This is a genomic window from Thermodesulfobacteriota bacterium (assembly GCA_040756475.1).
GTDB lineage: Bacteria > Desulfobacterota > Deferrisomatia > Deferrisomatales > JACRMM01 > JBFLZB01.
Genome location: JBFLZB010000117.1, coordinates 1 through 14,134, shown reverse-complemented (window position 1 = coordinate 14,134; position 14,134 = coordinate 1). Strand labels below are relative to the sequence as shown.

At 70.8% G+C, this 14,134-nt stretch carries 15 protein-coding genes and 1 other RNA gene; 1 reads left to right on the top strand and 15 read right to left on the bottom strand.

Annotation, left to right across the window (positions count from 1 at the left end; all coding sequences use genetic code 11):
- The 12 genes from AB1578_15715 to AB1578_15660 form a co-directional block, all read right to left on the bottom strand.
- A partial coding sequence (locus tag AB1578_15715; GenBank protein ID MEW6489350.1) for a bifunctional DNA primase/polymerase occupies window positions 1-340 on the bottom strand: 340 nt, incomplete at its 3' end.
- A 1-nt stretch (window position 341) separates the two neighbouring features.
- Window positions 342-536 (bottom strand): AlpA family phage regulatory protein, encoded by a 195-nt coding sequence (locus tag AB1578_15710; GenBank protein ID MEW6489349.1) that lies wholly within the window; start codon window positions 534-536, stop codon window positions 342-344.
- Window positions 537-625: 89 nt separating this feature from the next.
- Window positions 626-1,168 (bottom strand): hypothetical protein, encoded by a 543-nt coding sequence (locus AB1578_15705; protein MEW6489348.1) that lies wholly within the window; start codon window positions 1,166-1,168, stop codon window positions 626-628.
- 316 nt (window positions 1,169-1,484) lie between these two features.
- Window positions 1,485-2,705, bottom strand: a complete 1,221-nt coding sequence (locus AB1578_15700; GenBank protein MEW6489347.1) for an integrase arm-type DNA-binding domain-containing protein — start codon at window positions 2,703-2,705, stop codon at window positions 1,485-1,487.
- Window positions 2,706-2,868: 163 nt separating this feature from the next.
- Window positions 2,869-3,223: a transfer-messenger RNA gene (ssrA, locus tag AB1578_15695) on the bottom strand.
- Between the two features lie 306 nt (window positions 3,224-3,529).
- Complete coding sequence (locus AB1578_15690; protein ID MEW6489346.1) at window positions 3,530-4,156, bottom strand: cyclodeaminase/cyclohydrolase family protein; 627 nt, start codon at window positions 4,154-4,156, stop codon at window positions 3,530-3,532.
- 98 nt (window positions 4,157-4,254) lie between these two features.
- On the bottom strand, window positions 4,255-5,124 hold the full coding sequence (locus AB1578_15685) for a bifunctional 5,10-methylenetetrahydrofolate dehydrogenase/5,10-methenyltetrahydrofolate cyclohydrolase (GenBank protein MEW6489345.1): 870 nt from the start codon (window positions 5,122-5,124) through the stop codon (window positions 4,255-4,257).
- A gap of 167 nt (window positions 5,125-5,291) precedes the next feature.
- A complete protein-coding gene (recG, locus tag AB1578_15680) occupies window positions 5,292-7,424 on the bottom strand; it encodes an ATP-dependent DNA helicase RecG (protein ID MEW6489344.1) in 2,133 nt (710 codons plus the stop codon).
- A gap of 4 nt (window positions 7,425-7,428) precedes the next feature.
- Window positions 7,429-8,481 (bottom strand): thiamine biosynthesis protein, encoded by a 1,053-nt coding sequence (locus AB1578_15675; protein ID MEW6489343.1) that lies wholly within the window; start codon window positions 8,479-8,481, stop codon window positions 7,429-7,431.
- Window positions 8,482-8,516: 35 nt separating this feature from the next.
- Window positions 8,517-9,398 (bottom strand): purine-nucleoside phosphorylase, encoded by an 882-nt coding sequence (locus AB1578_15670; GenBank protein ID MEW6489342.1) that lies wholly within the window; start codon window positions 9,396-9,398, stop codon window positions 8,517-8,519.
- Window positions 9,395-10,207 carry a helix-turn-helix domain-containing protein gene (locus tag AB1578_15665; protein ID MEW6489341.1) on the bottom strand — a complete coding sequence of 271 codons (813 nt, stop codon included), beginning with the start codon at window positions 10,205-10,207 and terminating at the stop codon, window positions 9,395-9,397. Before AB1578_15665 ends, AB1578_15670 begins: the two co-directional genes overlap by 4 nt.
- A gap of 3 nt (window positions 10,208-10,210) precedes the next feature.
- A complete protein-coding gene (locus tag AB1578_15660) occupies window positions 10,211-10,948 on the bottom strand; it encodes a tetratricopeptide repeat protein (GenBank protein ID MEW6489340.1) in 738 nt (245 codons plus the stop codon).
- A gap of 82 nt (window positions 10,949-11,030) precedes the next feature.
- Between AB1578_15660 and AB1578_15655 the strand changes: the two genes are divergently transcribed.
- Window positions 11,031-11,417, top strand: coding sequence for a response regulator (locus AB1578_15655; protein ID MEW6489339.1), 387 nt, complete (start codon window positions 11,031-11,033; stop codon window positions 11,415-11,417).
- Here AB1578_15655 and AB1578_15650 read toward each other — a convergent pair.
- The 3 genes from AB1578_15650 to rlmN all read right to left on the bottom strand — a co-directional run.
- A complete protein-coding gene (locus AB1578_15650; protein MEW6489338.1) occupies window positions 11,383-12,300 on the bottom strand; it encodes a PfkB family carbohydrate kinase in 918 nt (305 codons plus the stop codon). The two genes, AB1578_15655 and AB1578_15650, sit on opposite strands and share 35 nt — an antisense overlap.
- The gene (mtnP, locus tag AB1578_15645; protein ID MEW6489337.1) at window positions 12,297-13,169 is read right to left on the bottom strand and encodes an S-methyl-5'-thioadenosine phosphorylase; all 873 of its coding nucleotides are present in this window, start codon (window positions 13,167-13,169) and stop codon (window positions 12,297-12,299) included. The genes AB1578_15650 and mtnP overlap by 4 nt, the downstream gene beginning before the upstream one ends.
- Window positions 13,170-13,191: 22 nt before the next feature.
- The coding region (gene rlmN / locus AB1578_15640; protein ID MEW6489336.1) for a 23S rRNA (adenine(2503)-C(2))-methyltransferase RlmN at window positions 13,192-14,134 on the bottom strand (943 nt) is incomplete at its 5' end.

Sequence of the window (14,134 nt, the reverse complement as noted above, 5' to 3'; positions counted from 1 at the left end):
AGCACAGGTGCATTCCCCCGGAGGGGGTGAAGGCCCGAGGGGTCATCGGAAGGGGCCCGTGCTCCTTCACCAGGGCGCCCATTGTCGCCACCCCGTCGGGGTCCCCGTCCCTTTTCGGGCGGTCGAGGTCCACCACTAGGAGCCCCGCGCCCCCGGTCCAGAGGCCGATGTTCGCGTCGGGCTCGGCTCCCCACCACGCGCGGATGGTCGCGGCGTCGGTCGTGGCGCTCTTGAAGCCGTCGGAGGTCGCCGGGACCTTTCCCCCCGGGCGGCACGGGAACACGGGCCAGCCCCGGGCCGCGTACCCCAGGGCGGATTCCAGGAGATCGCGGGGGCCCATCTCAGGCGGCCCGGCGCAGAGCTTCGGGGCGGCCGTCGATCCAGGCGGAAACCTCAGACTCGCGCCAAGCTACCGAACGCGCCCCCAAGGTCACAGGAGGGGGGAACTCGCCAGCCTTCACCTTGGCGTACAGGGTGGACCGGCACCAGGGAACGAGGGACAGGACGGCAGGGAGTCGCAACAGTCTTTCGGCCACGGTCAACCTCCTTGGAAGGCGTTGAGCATGACCGGACTGTAACGAGGATGGACGCGACGAAAGCCGGCTTACGTCGCAGGAAAACGCATCTACGGGCTAGCGGCGCTCATTTCCTTTCGATAGACCCTCCTCTTTTCACGGAATCCGGAGAAGCCAAGTTGCCCGCGGCGCCCCTCACATTGAAGGGCATTCGCCGGCTCGTGCCAGTAGACGCGGAAGACCTCCTCCTCGCCTTCGATCTTCACGGGCTTGGTCCAGGACTTCGCTTGTCTGAAAGCGGCTTCGTCGGTTGGGCCAGGGTGGGCCTCGTGTAGGTGCCGCGCCACAACGGCGGTCCACGCACGGCTTCGCTTCTGTTTGCCGCGGCTCTTGGTCCCGTGTTCTCCCTGTGCGGCCAGCCCCTTGGCCCGGTGGACTGCATCCGTCAGAGACGCGGCCTCCTTTGCGGCTGTCAGGGCGTCACTCCCTCGCAAGGCGTTCTCCAGGGCGCGGCCCTCCGGCCCCACGTCGCCCCCCAGGTAGGCCCCCAAGCCGTCCACCGTGATGAGCGGCTCCGGCCCGTGCTCGAAGGACTCCAGCAGGTTCCCCGCGGCGTCGAACACGTCCGCCCGCCCCGCCGGCATCATCTTCACCTTGACCGTCGGACGGGGTGGGAGCGGCTTCCCACAGTGACCACAACGGGGCTCGTCGGTGTAGGTTCGGCGCCCGCAGGAAGGGCAAGGGGAAGACTTGCGGGGCCGGTTCGGGCAGGGACCGGCCGCGCGGCACGCCACGCAGTCGCCCCACGGCGGAGCCGCGCCGTGTCTTGGGTGTCCACAGGGCAGGGGCTTCGGTTCCTTGGCCACGTCGCACCTCCCCAGGTGCTCCCCAGGAGAGAAGGCGCCCCGCCGGCCCGCTGGGGGTGCGGGTGTTCGGCCCGTCGGCCTAGGCGGGGCGTTGCGGTCTGTTCTACCCGGCCGCCCCTCGCCGGAACGGGATCACGTCCCCGCCCTTGCGGAGCCCGTCCAGGAAGTCGGCCCATGCCTGCATCATGCGGCGCCGCTCGGCCAGGTGCTCGGCGTAGTTGTAGGCGGCCCGCACGCTGTCCCGCTCCCCGTGGGCAAGCTGGCGCTCGATGGCGTCCCGGTGCCAGCCTTGTTCATTCAAGAGGGTTGACGCCATGCTGCGGAAGCCGTGCCCGGTCATTTCGTCCTTGGCGTACCCCAGGCGCCGCAGGGCCGCGTTGACGGTGTTCTCGCTCATCGGCCGGCTTGAGGAGCGGGCCCCGGGGAACAGGTACCGGCCGGCGCCCGTGAGGGGGTGGAGCTCGCGCAGCACGTCGAGGGCTTGCCGGCTCAGGGGGACAAGGTGCGGGGCGCGCGACTTCATGCGCTCCGCGGGGATTCGCCACTCGGCGGCTTCCATGTTCACTTCGGACCACTCCCCGCGGCGCAGTTCCCCGGGGCGGACGAAAACGAGCGGCGCCAGCCCCAGGGCGCACTTCGTCACGAAGTCCCCGGTGTAGTCGTCGATCGCGCGGAGAAGAGCCCCGATCTCCTTGGGGTCCGTAATGCTGGGATGGTGACGTTCCTTCACCGGGGGAAGGGCGCCGCGCAAGTCGCCGGAAGGGTCGCGGTCGGCCCGGCCGGTTGCCACCGCGTAGCGGAACACCTGCCCGCAGTTCTGCAAGGCCCGATGCGCGGTTTCCAGGGCGCCGCGGCTTTCGATCCGGCGGACCACGCGCAGGAGCTCCGGCGCGGCCACCTCCGCCACGGGGCGGGCTCCGATCCAGGGGAACACGTCCTTCTCCAGTCGGCGCAGGATGCGGCCGCCGTGGCTCGGGACCCACCCGGGAGAGAACTTCGCGTACCACTCCCGCGCCACCACCTCGAAGCTGTTTGCCGCGCGGACCGTGCCCGCGGCCTTCTCCGCCTTGCGGACCGCCCCCGGGTCAATCCCGTTGGCGAGGAGCTTGCGGGCGTCGTCGCGCCGGTCGCGGGCGTCCTTCAAGCCCACGTCGGGGTACACGCCCAGGGACAGGCGCTTCTCCTTTCCCCCGAAGCGGTACTTGAGGCGCCACCACTTGCCCCCGCTGGGGGCAACTTCCAGGTACAGGCCGCGCTCGTCGGAGAGTTTGCGGGGCTTGGTGGCGGGCTTGGCGTTGCGGATGGCGGTATCGGTGAGGGGCATGGGGGCAACTCCTCGGCGAGGGCTGCTGTTGCCCCCATCCTTTACCCCACTTGCCCCCGGATGTCAATGGACGAAAACGGACGGGAGCGGACGCAGGAAAGGCCGGAAACCCTTGTCTTTCCTTGGGTCGCCGGCCTTTCTTGGACTTGCTCGGATTGGGTAATGGTGGAGGCGGGGGGAATCGAACCCCCGTCCGAAGACCTTCTACCGGAGCCCCTACGTGCGTAGTCCATGGTTTATTTTAGAGGAGGCGGGCTCCCACGGACAGGATCCCGGCTCCGCGATCTCCCCTGCGTTTTGCCCCGCCGCCGGGGAGCGCCTCGGCGGGACTATCCTGCTAGTTTGTCGTCCGAGTCCACCCCGCAGGCTGAATGGGTCGGACGTCGTCGCCCTTAGGCGGCGAGTGCGTAGCTGTAGTTGTCGGCAGCTATCGTTTTGCCCGTTGTTTTACGAGGCCTACGGGCACCTCGGCACGCGACCGCCGGCTTCAGCATCCCCGTCGAAACCAGATCGCCCCCATTGGCAGATCGTGAGGATAGTATGCGCCCCGACCCCGGAAAGGTCAACGGCGGCACCGGACGGAGATCTTGAACCACCAAGACACGAAGACACCAAGATTGCCGACAGGGTTGGTTCTCTGAACCTGCCACGGCGTCATCGAACCGTGCCCGGCGGCGCCTTCCACCCGCCCGAGTTCCTTTGTGCCTTCGTGTCTTCGTGGTCGGCATCAACCGGTCGTTTGCCGCTTACCGTCCCGGTCCCGCCGGAAACGAGAGCGGGCCCGGGTTGCCCCGGGCCCGCGCAATGGCCGGCAGGCTTCGCGCCTACAGCCGCTTCTTCACGTCGGCCAGGGCCAGGATCTTGAGCTCTTCGGCCTCGGTGAAGAGGCGGGCGCGCTCGGAGACGAGCATCTGCTTGAAGGAGGCGGTCTGGATGGAGGGCAGGTTGATGTCGACGCTGAGCATGCACGCCTTCATCGCCGCCTCGGCCACGTAGGCCCCCACGCCCACGTCGGAGATGGCGCCCTTGTTGCCCACGGGGGCGAGCTTGGCGGCGTACTTGAGGATTTCGAGGCAGACCTTGCAGATGTCGAGGGGCACCTGGGAGGCGTTCTGGGCCGCCTTCTCCATGGCCTCGTCCTTGGCCTTCTTCTCGGCGTCACTGCCCGACGGCAGCTTCCAGGCCTGCATGAAGATGTCGAAGGCCTGCATGTCCTTGGCGGTGAGGTCCTTCAACTGGGCGATGAGCTTGGCGCAGCCGGCGGCGGTCTCCTGGGCCAGGCCCTGGACCTCGTCGTAGCCCTTCTTGCCCAGGGTGAGGTTGGCCACCATGCTCACCATGGCCGCCGCATTGGCGGCCACCACCGCGCTCACGCTTCCCCCGCCCGGGGTCGGGCTCTTGGAGGCGGCGACGTCGAGGTACTCGCTGACGGTCTTTTCGTAAATGGACATGGGTTCCTCCTTATGGAAGGCGATCAGCCGTAGGGTGGGGCTGGCCCCACCGAAAGACAGCGGACTGCGGGCGGCGGGGCGAGCCCCGCCCTACAGGCCTACAGTCCCTTCTGGAGCTTCAGGGCCTTGACGGTGTTCCCGATGATGATGGTGGTGGTGAGGCTGCCCACGCCGCCGGGGACCGGGGTGAGGACGCCCGCCACGTCGGCCGCGGCCGGGTCCACGTCGCCGGTGATCGAGCCGTCGGGCTTTTCGTTGATGGCCGCGTCGATGACGGTGGCGCCGGGCTTGATCATGTCGGCCTTGATCAGGTGGTTGGCGCCCGCACCTGCGGCGGCGAAGAGGATGTCGGCCTCCCGGCAGGCCCCGGCGAGGTCGGCGGTGCGGCTGTGGCACACCGTGACGGTGGCGTCCCGCCCCTTGGAGAGCAGCAGCATGGCGAGCGGCCGGCCCACCGTATCGCCCCGGCCCACCACGGTGACGCGCTTGGCCTTGATCTCGACCCCCGAACGCTTCACGAGCTCGATACACGCGAGCGGGGTGGCGGGCACCAGCGCCAAGGCCTCCATGTCGCCCAGCACGTAGCCGCGCTGCTCGGCGGTAACGCCGTCCACGTCCTTGGCGGGGAGGATGGCGTTCATCACGTTGGCCTTGTTGATGTGCTTGGGCAGCGGCAGCTCCACCAGGATGCCGTGGACGTTGGCGTCGGCGTTGAGCTTTTGGACCAGGGCCACCACGGCGGCTTCGGGGGTGTCCTTCGCGAGCTCGTGAACCTCCACCACGGCACCCATCTTCTCGCCCGTGGTGACCTTGTTTCGCGCGTACCACACGCTGCCCGGGTCGTCGCCCACGAGGACGACGGAGAGCTTGGGGGTGAACCCCTTGGCCACGAGGCCATCGATCTCGGCCTTGATCTCGGCGCGGATCTCTTCTGCGATGGGCGCTCCCTTGATGATCTTCGCTGCCATGCCGTCCTCCCTTTTTGGAAATACAGGTTGAACATTCCCCCGTCCGGACACTGGAAAGGGGGAAACCGGCCGTAGAAGAGCACAGGGCGCCGCGGCCTGTCAATCGGCATCGGGGCCCAAACGCGACCCCGGTGCTGCCCGGGAGGCGTTCCTCGGATGGGGCTCGCCTACCCCACCTGGGCCAGCTCCAGCCGGCCCGCCCAGCGGTCGAGGAGCGCCCGGCGCACGCCGGCGTTCTTCGGGGCCGCCAGGCCGGGGTCGTCGCACAGCACGGCCTCCGCCAGGTCGCGGGCCTGCTGCAAGAGCGGACCGTCGCGCAGGATGTTTCCCACCCGGAAGTCCGGCAGCCCCGACTGGCGGGTGCCGAGGAAGTCCCCGGGCCCGCGGATCTTCAAGTCCTCCTCGGCGATGCGAAACCCGTCGCCGGTGCGCACGAGGACCATGAGGCGCTCCCAGGCGTCGCGGGAGACCTGGGGGCCCGCCACCAGAAGGCAGTGGGAGGGCTCGGTGCCCCGGCCCACCCGTCCCCGAAGCTGGTGGAGCTGGGCCAGGCCGAAGCGCTCGGCGTGCTCCACCACCATGACCGTGGCGTTGGGCACGTCGACCCCCACCTCGATGACGGTGGTGGAGACGAGCACCTGGGTCTCGCCCCCGGCGAAGGCGGCCATGGCGGCCTCCTTCTCATCGCCCTTCATCCGGCCGTGGAGGAGCCCCACCCGTAGCTCCGGGAAGACCTCGCGCCGGAAGTGCTCGGCCATGGTGGTGGCCGCCCGAAGCTCCAGGGCCTCGCTCTCCTCCACCAGTGGGTAGACCAGGTAGGCCTGGCGCCCCCGGGCGACCTCGCCCCGCACGAAGCCGTGGACCCGGGGCAGGTCCTTCTCCCGCACGAGCCGGGTGGCGATGGGCTGGCGGCCCGGGGGAAGCTCGTCGATGACCGAGAGGTCGAGATCCCCGTAGACCGTCATGGAGAGGCTGCGGGGGATGGGGGTCGCGGTCATGACCAGCAGATCGGGGCTCTCGCCCTTGCGCACGAGCTCGGCCCGCTGGAGGACCCCGAAGCGGTGCTGCTCGTCCACCACCACGAGCCCCAGGCGGTGGAAGGCGACCCCCTCCTGGATGAGGGCGTGGGTGCCCACGGCCAGGTGGATCTCCCCCCGGGCGAGCCGGCCGAGGACGTCGTCTCGCTCTACCCGCGGCACCGAGCTCGTGAGGAGCCCGATTTCCAGGGGCAAGCCCCGGGCCAGGCGCCCCAGGGTGAGAGCGTGCTGCTCGGCCAGGATCTCGGTGGGGGCCATCAGGCAGGCCTGGTACCCGCTTTCCACGGCCATGAGGGCGCTCACCAGCGCCACCAGGGTCTTGCCGCACCCCACGTCTCCCTGGAGGAGCCGGTGCATGGGCCGGGCAGCCTCCATGTCGCGGCGGATCTCGCCGAGCACCCGGCGCTGGGCGCGGGTGAGCTCGAAGGGCAGGGCGGCCAGGAGCTGCTTGACGAGCCGAAAGTGGGGGTGAAAGGCGATGCCGGCCTTGGGCCCGGCGCCTTCCTTCTTGAGGAGGAGGCCGAGCTGGAGGAAGAAGAACTCTTCGAGGACAAGGGTGCGCCGGTGGGCCTCGGCCCGCTGCTCGAGCCCCTCGCCCCCCTGGGAGGGGAAGTGGAGCTCCCGATAGGCGGCGGCCACCGGGGGAAGCCCCAGGCCGGCGGCGACTCCCGCCGGGACGAGATCCGCCAGGTGGGGCGCGGCGGCCTCCACGGCGGCCCCCAGGATCTTGCGCAGGGCCCGGGGGTGCACGCCCTCCACCTCGGAGTACACGGGGACCACCTGCTCGAAGGCGGCCCCGTCGTCTTCCGCGTCCAGCACCTCGAGCTCGGGGTGGTGGACCTCGCGCCGCCCCTGGAACATCCGCACGGTCCCCGAGCCGGCCACCCGGGAGCCCGGCGGGTAGGCCTTCTCGAGCCAGCCGAAGTTGCCCCGGAACCATTTGAGGGTGAGCCGGCCCGTGCCGTCGGTCACCACAGCTTCGAGGACCCGCCGGCGGTGGTAGTCGCGCACGCCGATCCCGGCGATCTCGCCCCGAAACGCGCAGACTTCGCCGGGGACGAGCCGGTTGAGCGGCACGAGGCGGGTGCGGTCCTCGTAGCGCAGGGGGAGGAAGACCAGGGCGTCGCCGAGGGTCTTGAGGCCCTTGCGGGCCAGGCGCTCCGCCACCTTCGGCCCCACCCCCCGCACCGAGGAGAGGGGCGTTTCGAGGGCCGCCACCATGCGGCGGTAGGCGTCCTCGAGAGGGGGCAGCGCGGCGGTCACCGGCCTAGAGCCTCCAGGTTTCCAGGTCTTGGGCGCCGACCGGCGCGGGGGACACGGCGTCGCCCAGGTGCTCCCGGTCGGGGCCGAACCCCACCGGGGTCCCCGGGGGGGCCTTGGGGGTGTAGCGCAGGAGCACCGCGGCGGCCAGGGTGCGCTCGTCGGCCTCCCCCCGCGCCCGGAAGAGCCCCAGGGGACCGGGGACGTCCGCGGTGTGGGCGAACGCATCGCCGGGTACGAAGAGCCGCGCGACCACTTCGTTCTCCCCCCGGCTGCGCCCCAGGGTGAAGAGGCTGCCGCCGGGAAAGCGAAACGGCCGGCCGGTGAGCAGAAGCCGCAGGTCGTCGGGGTCCCGCTCCGCCGCCGGGATGGCCTCGAAATAGCGGCGCACCCGCTGGCCCAGGGTGGGGTCGGTGAGGCGGCAGCCCCCCGCGGGAGTGGGGTACTCGGTGATGCCCAGGCGCGCGGCGAGCTCCATCTGGGGTTTGCGGTTGCGCCCCGAGAAGTCGAAGAGGAGGTTGCGGTCGACCCAGCCGTGGCGCTCGGGGGCCGTGGGGGGCAGGAGTTTGGCCGAGAGGGGTCGGAGCAGGATCTCCCGCGCGCCGGTCTGCTTGGCGATGGCGTTCATGGCGTCGCGCCGCTGGCTCATGGGCCGCTGCCCCAGCACCTCGCCGGTGACCAGGAACCGGGCGCCCTCCTGGTGCAGGATCTCCACGGCCTTGCGGATGAGGAAGATCTTGCAGTCCACGCAGGGGTTGAAGTTCTTCCCATAGCCGTAGCGGGGGCTGGCGAGCACGTCGAGGTACTCGCGGGAGACGTCGACGATGCGAAGCCGGATGCCGTACCGCTCGCGGTAGGCCGCCTCGATCTCGGCCTCCCGTCCCCGCTTGTCGTCCCCGAAGAACGGGGTGATGAAGTGGAGGGCGAGCACGTCCACCCCCTGGTCCTGCACCACCCGGGTGGCGAGGATCGAGTCGAGCCCCCCCGAAAGCAGGCTCACGGCCTTGACGGGGCCGGAAGGGGGGGAGGAATCCTGGGTCGTGTGGGGGACAGTGTTCATGGGAACCTGAAAGGCAGGGGTCAGGGGGTCAGGGGTCAGGGGTTGGGGGTCAGGAGTCCGTGCGCGTCCGTGCCGGTCCGTGCGCGTCCGTGTTCCCCCCACACGCGCACCGCTTCCTCCAACACCACGGCCGCCTGGGCGGCCCCCTGCTCGGCACGCCGCAGCACCTCGCGGTGGTCGAGGGCTTCGAAGCCCAGGCCTGCCGCGGGGTTCACCACGTAGCCCAGGGCCAGCACGTCAAGGCCGAGAAAACGGGCCCAGACGGCTTCGGGCACGGTGGACATGCCCACGGTGTCCGCCCCCAGGAGCCGGGCCATGCGCACCTCGGCGGGGGTCTCGTACGTGGGGCCGGAAAATGCCGCGAGCACCCCTCGGGAGAGCTCCACGCCCTGCCTGGCGAGGCGCCCGCGCAGGGGCTCGAAGAGGTCCGCCCGGTAGGTGCGGGTGAGGTCGACGAAGGCCGGACCCTGGGCGGTGCGCACCCCCTCGAGGGGGTTACGGCCCATGAGGTTGAGGTGATCCTCCACCAGGACCCACGACCCCACGCGCGCACCCTCGGAGATTCCTCCGACGGCCGAGAGAAGCACCACGAAGCGGGCGCCCAGGGCCGCCGCCAGCCGCACGGGGAACGCCGCCCGGGCGGGGGAGACGCCTTCGTATACGTGACGCCGCCCCAGAAAGACCGCGGCACCCTGGCCTGCGATCGCCGTGCGCAGCACCTGCCCCGGGTGGCCTGGCGCGCTGCACTCCCCAAGCCCCGGCAGGATTTCGAAGGAGACTGCCACCGGGGAGCCCCCAGCCTGGGCACCCCCGAGCCCGGACCCCAGTACGGCCGCAACCCCGATCCCCTCCCACCCGGGGCCGAGCTGCTCCTTCGCCTCCCGGGCCTCCGGGTCGGGCCAGGCGCCGGTGCTCACGGGCGAAGCGACTCCAGCGCCTGGGGCAGCACGAGGGTGAGCACACTGCCGCGGGGACCGGGCGCCTTGAGCGTCTCCCCGTTCCAGGTGAGGTGAACCCCGCCGGCGTTGCCGAGCCGCACCGAGACCTCTTGGCGGGCCTCGACGGCGAGCGATTGGCCCTGCCGGAGGGTGCGTTCCTCGGGGGGGCCGCCGTCGGCCACGACCCGAACCCACACCGTCTCGGCCGCGAGAATCTCCAGGCGGTGGAGCGCGGGCGCGGGAGGGGGGGCCGCTGGAGGAAGCGGCTCGGGCTCAGGGGCGACGGTGGGGAGCGCGGGCGCCGGGGCCACCGGCTCCAGGCTGGCCTCCGGAACGGGTGCGGGAAGAGGCGGCACGTCGGCGACCGGCGCGGGGGGCCCGCCGCGGGGCTCCACGCTCCAGGGGCTCCAGACCCACACCCCCAGGGCCGCACCCAGGAGGAGGAGCAGGGTCAGGAAGACCGGCCCCAGGCTTCGTTCCTTGCGAAAGTCCACCTGCCAGTCCGGCTCGATGGGCGTCAGGCGGGTTTCGGGCTTCTCGCCTCCGCGAGCCCGGCGGTACGCCTCCAGGAGCTCTTCGGCCGGCAGCCCCAGCTCTTTGGCGGCCAGCCGGGCGAACCCCCGGCCGGTCAGCCCTCCCGGGAGGGCGTCCCACTGCTCGGCCTCCAGGGCGGCCAGGTACCGCTCGGGAATTCGGGACGCGGCCGCGAGGCCCTCCAGGCTCAAGCCCGCCCGTTGCCTCGCCTCGCGGAGCGCAGCCCCGAAGCCGGGTCCCTGCTGCTCTTCCATCGCCTAGCCTTGATCCAGGAGGTCGAGATAGGTCTTGGCCGACTGCCCCACGTCTCCCCGGGGGGCGAGGCGCCACGCCCGGTCGAAGGCCGCCCGGGCGGCGGCGCGGTCCCCCAGACGCAGCAGGCTGATGCCGTGTTTCAGGTGCGTTTCGGCGTCGTCGGGGTTTCCCCGGGCGGCGTCGGCGAAGTGGGTCACGGCGCCCCGGTGGTCGCCCCGCTCCTGGAGGATCTCGCCCAGGAACTTGTGGGGGAGCGGAAAGTTGGGGGCTACCTGGAGGGCATCCTGGAGGCGGCGCTCGGCCTCCGCCGTGCGGCCCACCTTGTGGAGCGACCGCCCCAGATTGGCCAGGGCGAGCTCCTGGGTGGAGTAGAAGACGTTCTTCAGAGCGCTCTCGAAGGCCGGGATCGCGTCGTCGAAGCGGCCCTGGTCCATGTACAGGGCCCCCAGGTCGTTCCAGGCCTCCGAGTAGTCGGGCTTCAGAGCCACAGCGCGCCGGAGGCGCTCCTCCGCCAGGGAGAACTCCCGGCGCAGCCAGTAGGTGGCGCCCAGGTAGTACTGGATCTCGGGGTCATTGGGGGTGAGCTCCTCCGCCTTGGTGAACTCCCGCAGGGCGGGCGCCGGCCTTCCCTCGGAGAGGAAGGCCATGCCCAGCTTGAAGGAGGACTGGGCCTCCCGCCGCACCGCCTCCTGGTCGCCCGCGCATCCGACGCCGAAGAGGAGGAGCAGAAACAGGACCACGGGCGTTTGACACCCCTGGACCCGCGGGTATAGTTGCGCGCCTGTCCTGGCCCCCCGGGGAGAGGAGGATCGCATCGGCCCCATGGCCCACGTGCTCTTCATCGACGACGACGCGAGCATTCGTTTCCTCGTGCAGGAGGAGCTCGCCCTCGAAGGCCACCGCGTCCGGGTGGCGGACGACGGCTGGGGCGGCCTCCGGGCGGTGGAAGAGGCTTGCCCCGACGTGGTGGTGGTCGACATCAAGATGCCCGGCCTCGGGGGTCTGGAGGTGCTGCGCCGGCTCAAGGCCTCCCACCCGGCGGTGCCGGTGTTCCTCTTCACCGCCTACAGCGATTTTCGGGAAGAGGCTCTGGAGCTGGGAGCCGACGGCTACTTCATCAAGTCCCCCGACATGACCCGCCTCAAGGAAGCCATCCGCGGCTCCACCACGTCCCTCACGCCTCCCCCTCAAAGTGGGTCAGGCCCTTGAACTCCCGAAAGCGGGCCGCCACCTCGGGGTAGGTCAGGCGCTCCAGGCGCCGGAAGCTGAAGTCCTCCACGTTGAAGCTCGCCAGCGCCGAGCCGAACACCACGGCCCGGCGCACGTTTTCCGCCTCGGTGTTGCCCGTGCTCGCCAGGTATCCCATGAGCCCGCCGGCAAAGGAATCCCCCGCGCCGGTGGGATCGTACACGGCCTCCAGCGGGTAGGCCGGAGCGGCGAAGACGTGGCCGTCGCTGAAGTACAGGGCGCCGTACTCCCCCCGCTTCACCACCACCCCCCCCGGCCCCCAGGACCGGATCTTCTGGGCGGCCCGCACGAGGTTGGGCTCCTCGGCCAGCATCCGGGCCTCGGCCTCGTTGAGGAGCAGCAGGTCCACCCGCTCCAGGGCCCGCAGCAGGCTCTTTCGTTTGCCCTGGATCCAGAAGTTCATGGTGTCCAGCGCCACCAGGCGCGGCTCGTCCACCTGGTCGAGCACCCGGAACTGGAGGTCGGGGTCGATGTTGGCCAGGAAGACGAAGGAGGCCCCGCGGTGGGCCTCGGGGAGCACGGGGTCGAACCCCTCGAAGACGTTCAGGTGGGTCTCCAGGGTCTGGGCCTCGTTGAGGTCGAAGCCGTAGCGCCCCTTCCACCGGAAGGTGCTGCCCGCCGCGGTGAAGAGCGCCGAGAGGTCCACGTCGCGGGCCGCCAGGAAGCCCAGCCGCTCCCGGGGAAAGTCTTCCCCCACCACTGCCACCAGCCGCACCCGGGCGAACAGGCTCGCCGCCGAGGTGAAGTGGAGCGCCGAGCCCCCCAGGGCTTCGTCGTCCCGGCCAAAGGGGGTCTCCACCGAGTCGATGGCCACCGACCCCACCACCACGAGCTCGTTGTTCACGCGCCGGTCCCTCCCAGGTACTTGCCGTACAGCAGCTCCACCGCCCGCCGGGTCTCGGGGGGGATCTTCTCCGGCGCCGTGAGGATAGCATAACGCGCCGCCTCCCCGCAGGCGCACTCCCGTTCCCCCGGGAGCCGCACCGCCGCCTCGCGGATGATGCGCTTGGCGGTCTCCACGTTCTGGTGGAGGACCTGGAGGATGGCGTCCACCGACACCTCCTCCTCGGTCTCGTGCCAGCAATCGTAGTCGGTCACGAGCGCCACGGTGGCGTAGCAGAGCTCGGCCTCCCGGGCCAGCCGCGCCTCGGTGGCGTTGGTCATGCCGATGACCCGGGCGCCCCACCCACGGTAGAGGAAGGACTCGGCCCGGGTGGAGAACTGGGGACCCTGGATGCACAGGTATGCCCCGCCCCGGTGAAACGGCACCCCCGCCGCCTCCCGGGTCTCCCACAGCGCGGCCTGGAGGGCGCCGCAAATGGGATGGGCCATGCCCACGTGGCCCACGATTCCGTTGCCGAAGAAGGTGGAGGGGCGCCCCCAGGTGCGGTCGATGAACTGGTCGGGGAGCACGATCTCCCCCGGGTGGACTTCCTCCTCGAGGCTCCCCACCGCCGAGACCGAGAGGACCCACTCCACCCCCAGGGACTTGAGCGCCCACAGGTTCGCCCGGTAGGGCACCTCCGAGGGGAGGTACCGGTGTCCCCGGCCGTGGCGCGGGAGGAAGACGAGAGTGCGCCCCGCGAAGCGGCCCACCACCAGGGCGTCCGAGGGGGCCCCGAAGGGGGTGGAGACCTCCACCTCCCGCACGTCCTCGAGCCCTTCCATCTCGTAGAGGCCGCTGCCGCCGATGACGCCGATGGCTCTGTGCATGTCCGTTGTCCGTGGTCCGTGGTCAGTGGGAGACCGGCACCCGATGGGCCGCGTCGGCGCGCAGTTGGCCGCAGGCGGCCAGGATGTCCTGGCCGCGGCTCTTGCGCACCACCGCGGTGAACCCCTTGGCGAGCAGGTGGGCCTGGAACGCCTCCACGGCGGCGGGCTCCGGCGGGCGGAAGGGGCTCTCTGGGTGAGGGTTGTAAGCGATCAGGTTCACCTTGCACCGCAGGTTCGAGAGCAGCCGCACCAGCCGCCGGGCGTCCTCGAGGGTATCGTTGACGCCCCCCAGGAGGACGTACTCGATGGTGTAGCGCGCCCGGGCCGGCAGGGGGAGCTCCCGCAGCGTCCCCAGGAGCTCCGCGATGGGGTAGCGCCGGTTCACCGGCATGAGGCGGTCGCGCACCTCGTCGGTGGTGGCGTTGAGCGACACCGCAAGGCTGCCGAGCACCTCGGGCGGGAGCCGGCGCAGGGCCGGCACGAGCCCGCAGGTGGAAACGGTGAGGCGCCTGCGGGTAATGTTGAGGCCGTGGTCCGCCGAGAGCACTCGGAAGGCGGTCAGCACGTTGTCCAGATTGTGCAGCGGCTCCCCCATCCCCATGAAGACCACGTTCGTCACCCGGTCCTGCGGCCCCGCCAGGCGCTGGCCCAGCACCACCTGCCCCACGATCTCGGCGGCGGCGAGGTTGCGCACCAGCCCTGCGCTCCCCGTGCGGCAGAAGGCACAGCCCATGGCGCACCCCACCTGGCTCGAGATGCACTGGGTGAGGCGCTCGGCCTCTTCGTCCGCGCTCGGTATCAGCACGGTCTCCACCCGCTCCCCGTCGGCCAGCTCCAGGAGGAGCTTTCGCGTACCGTCGCTGCTCTCCTGCTCCGAGACCACCCGGGGAAGAGCCAGGCTCGCCTCGGCCCGCAGCTTGGCCCGCACGCCCTGGGAGAGATCGGTCATGGCTTCGAAGTCGAGG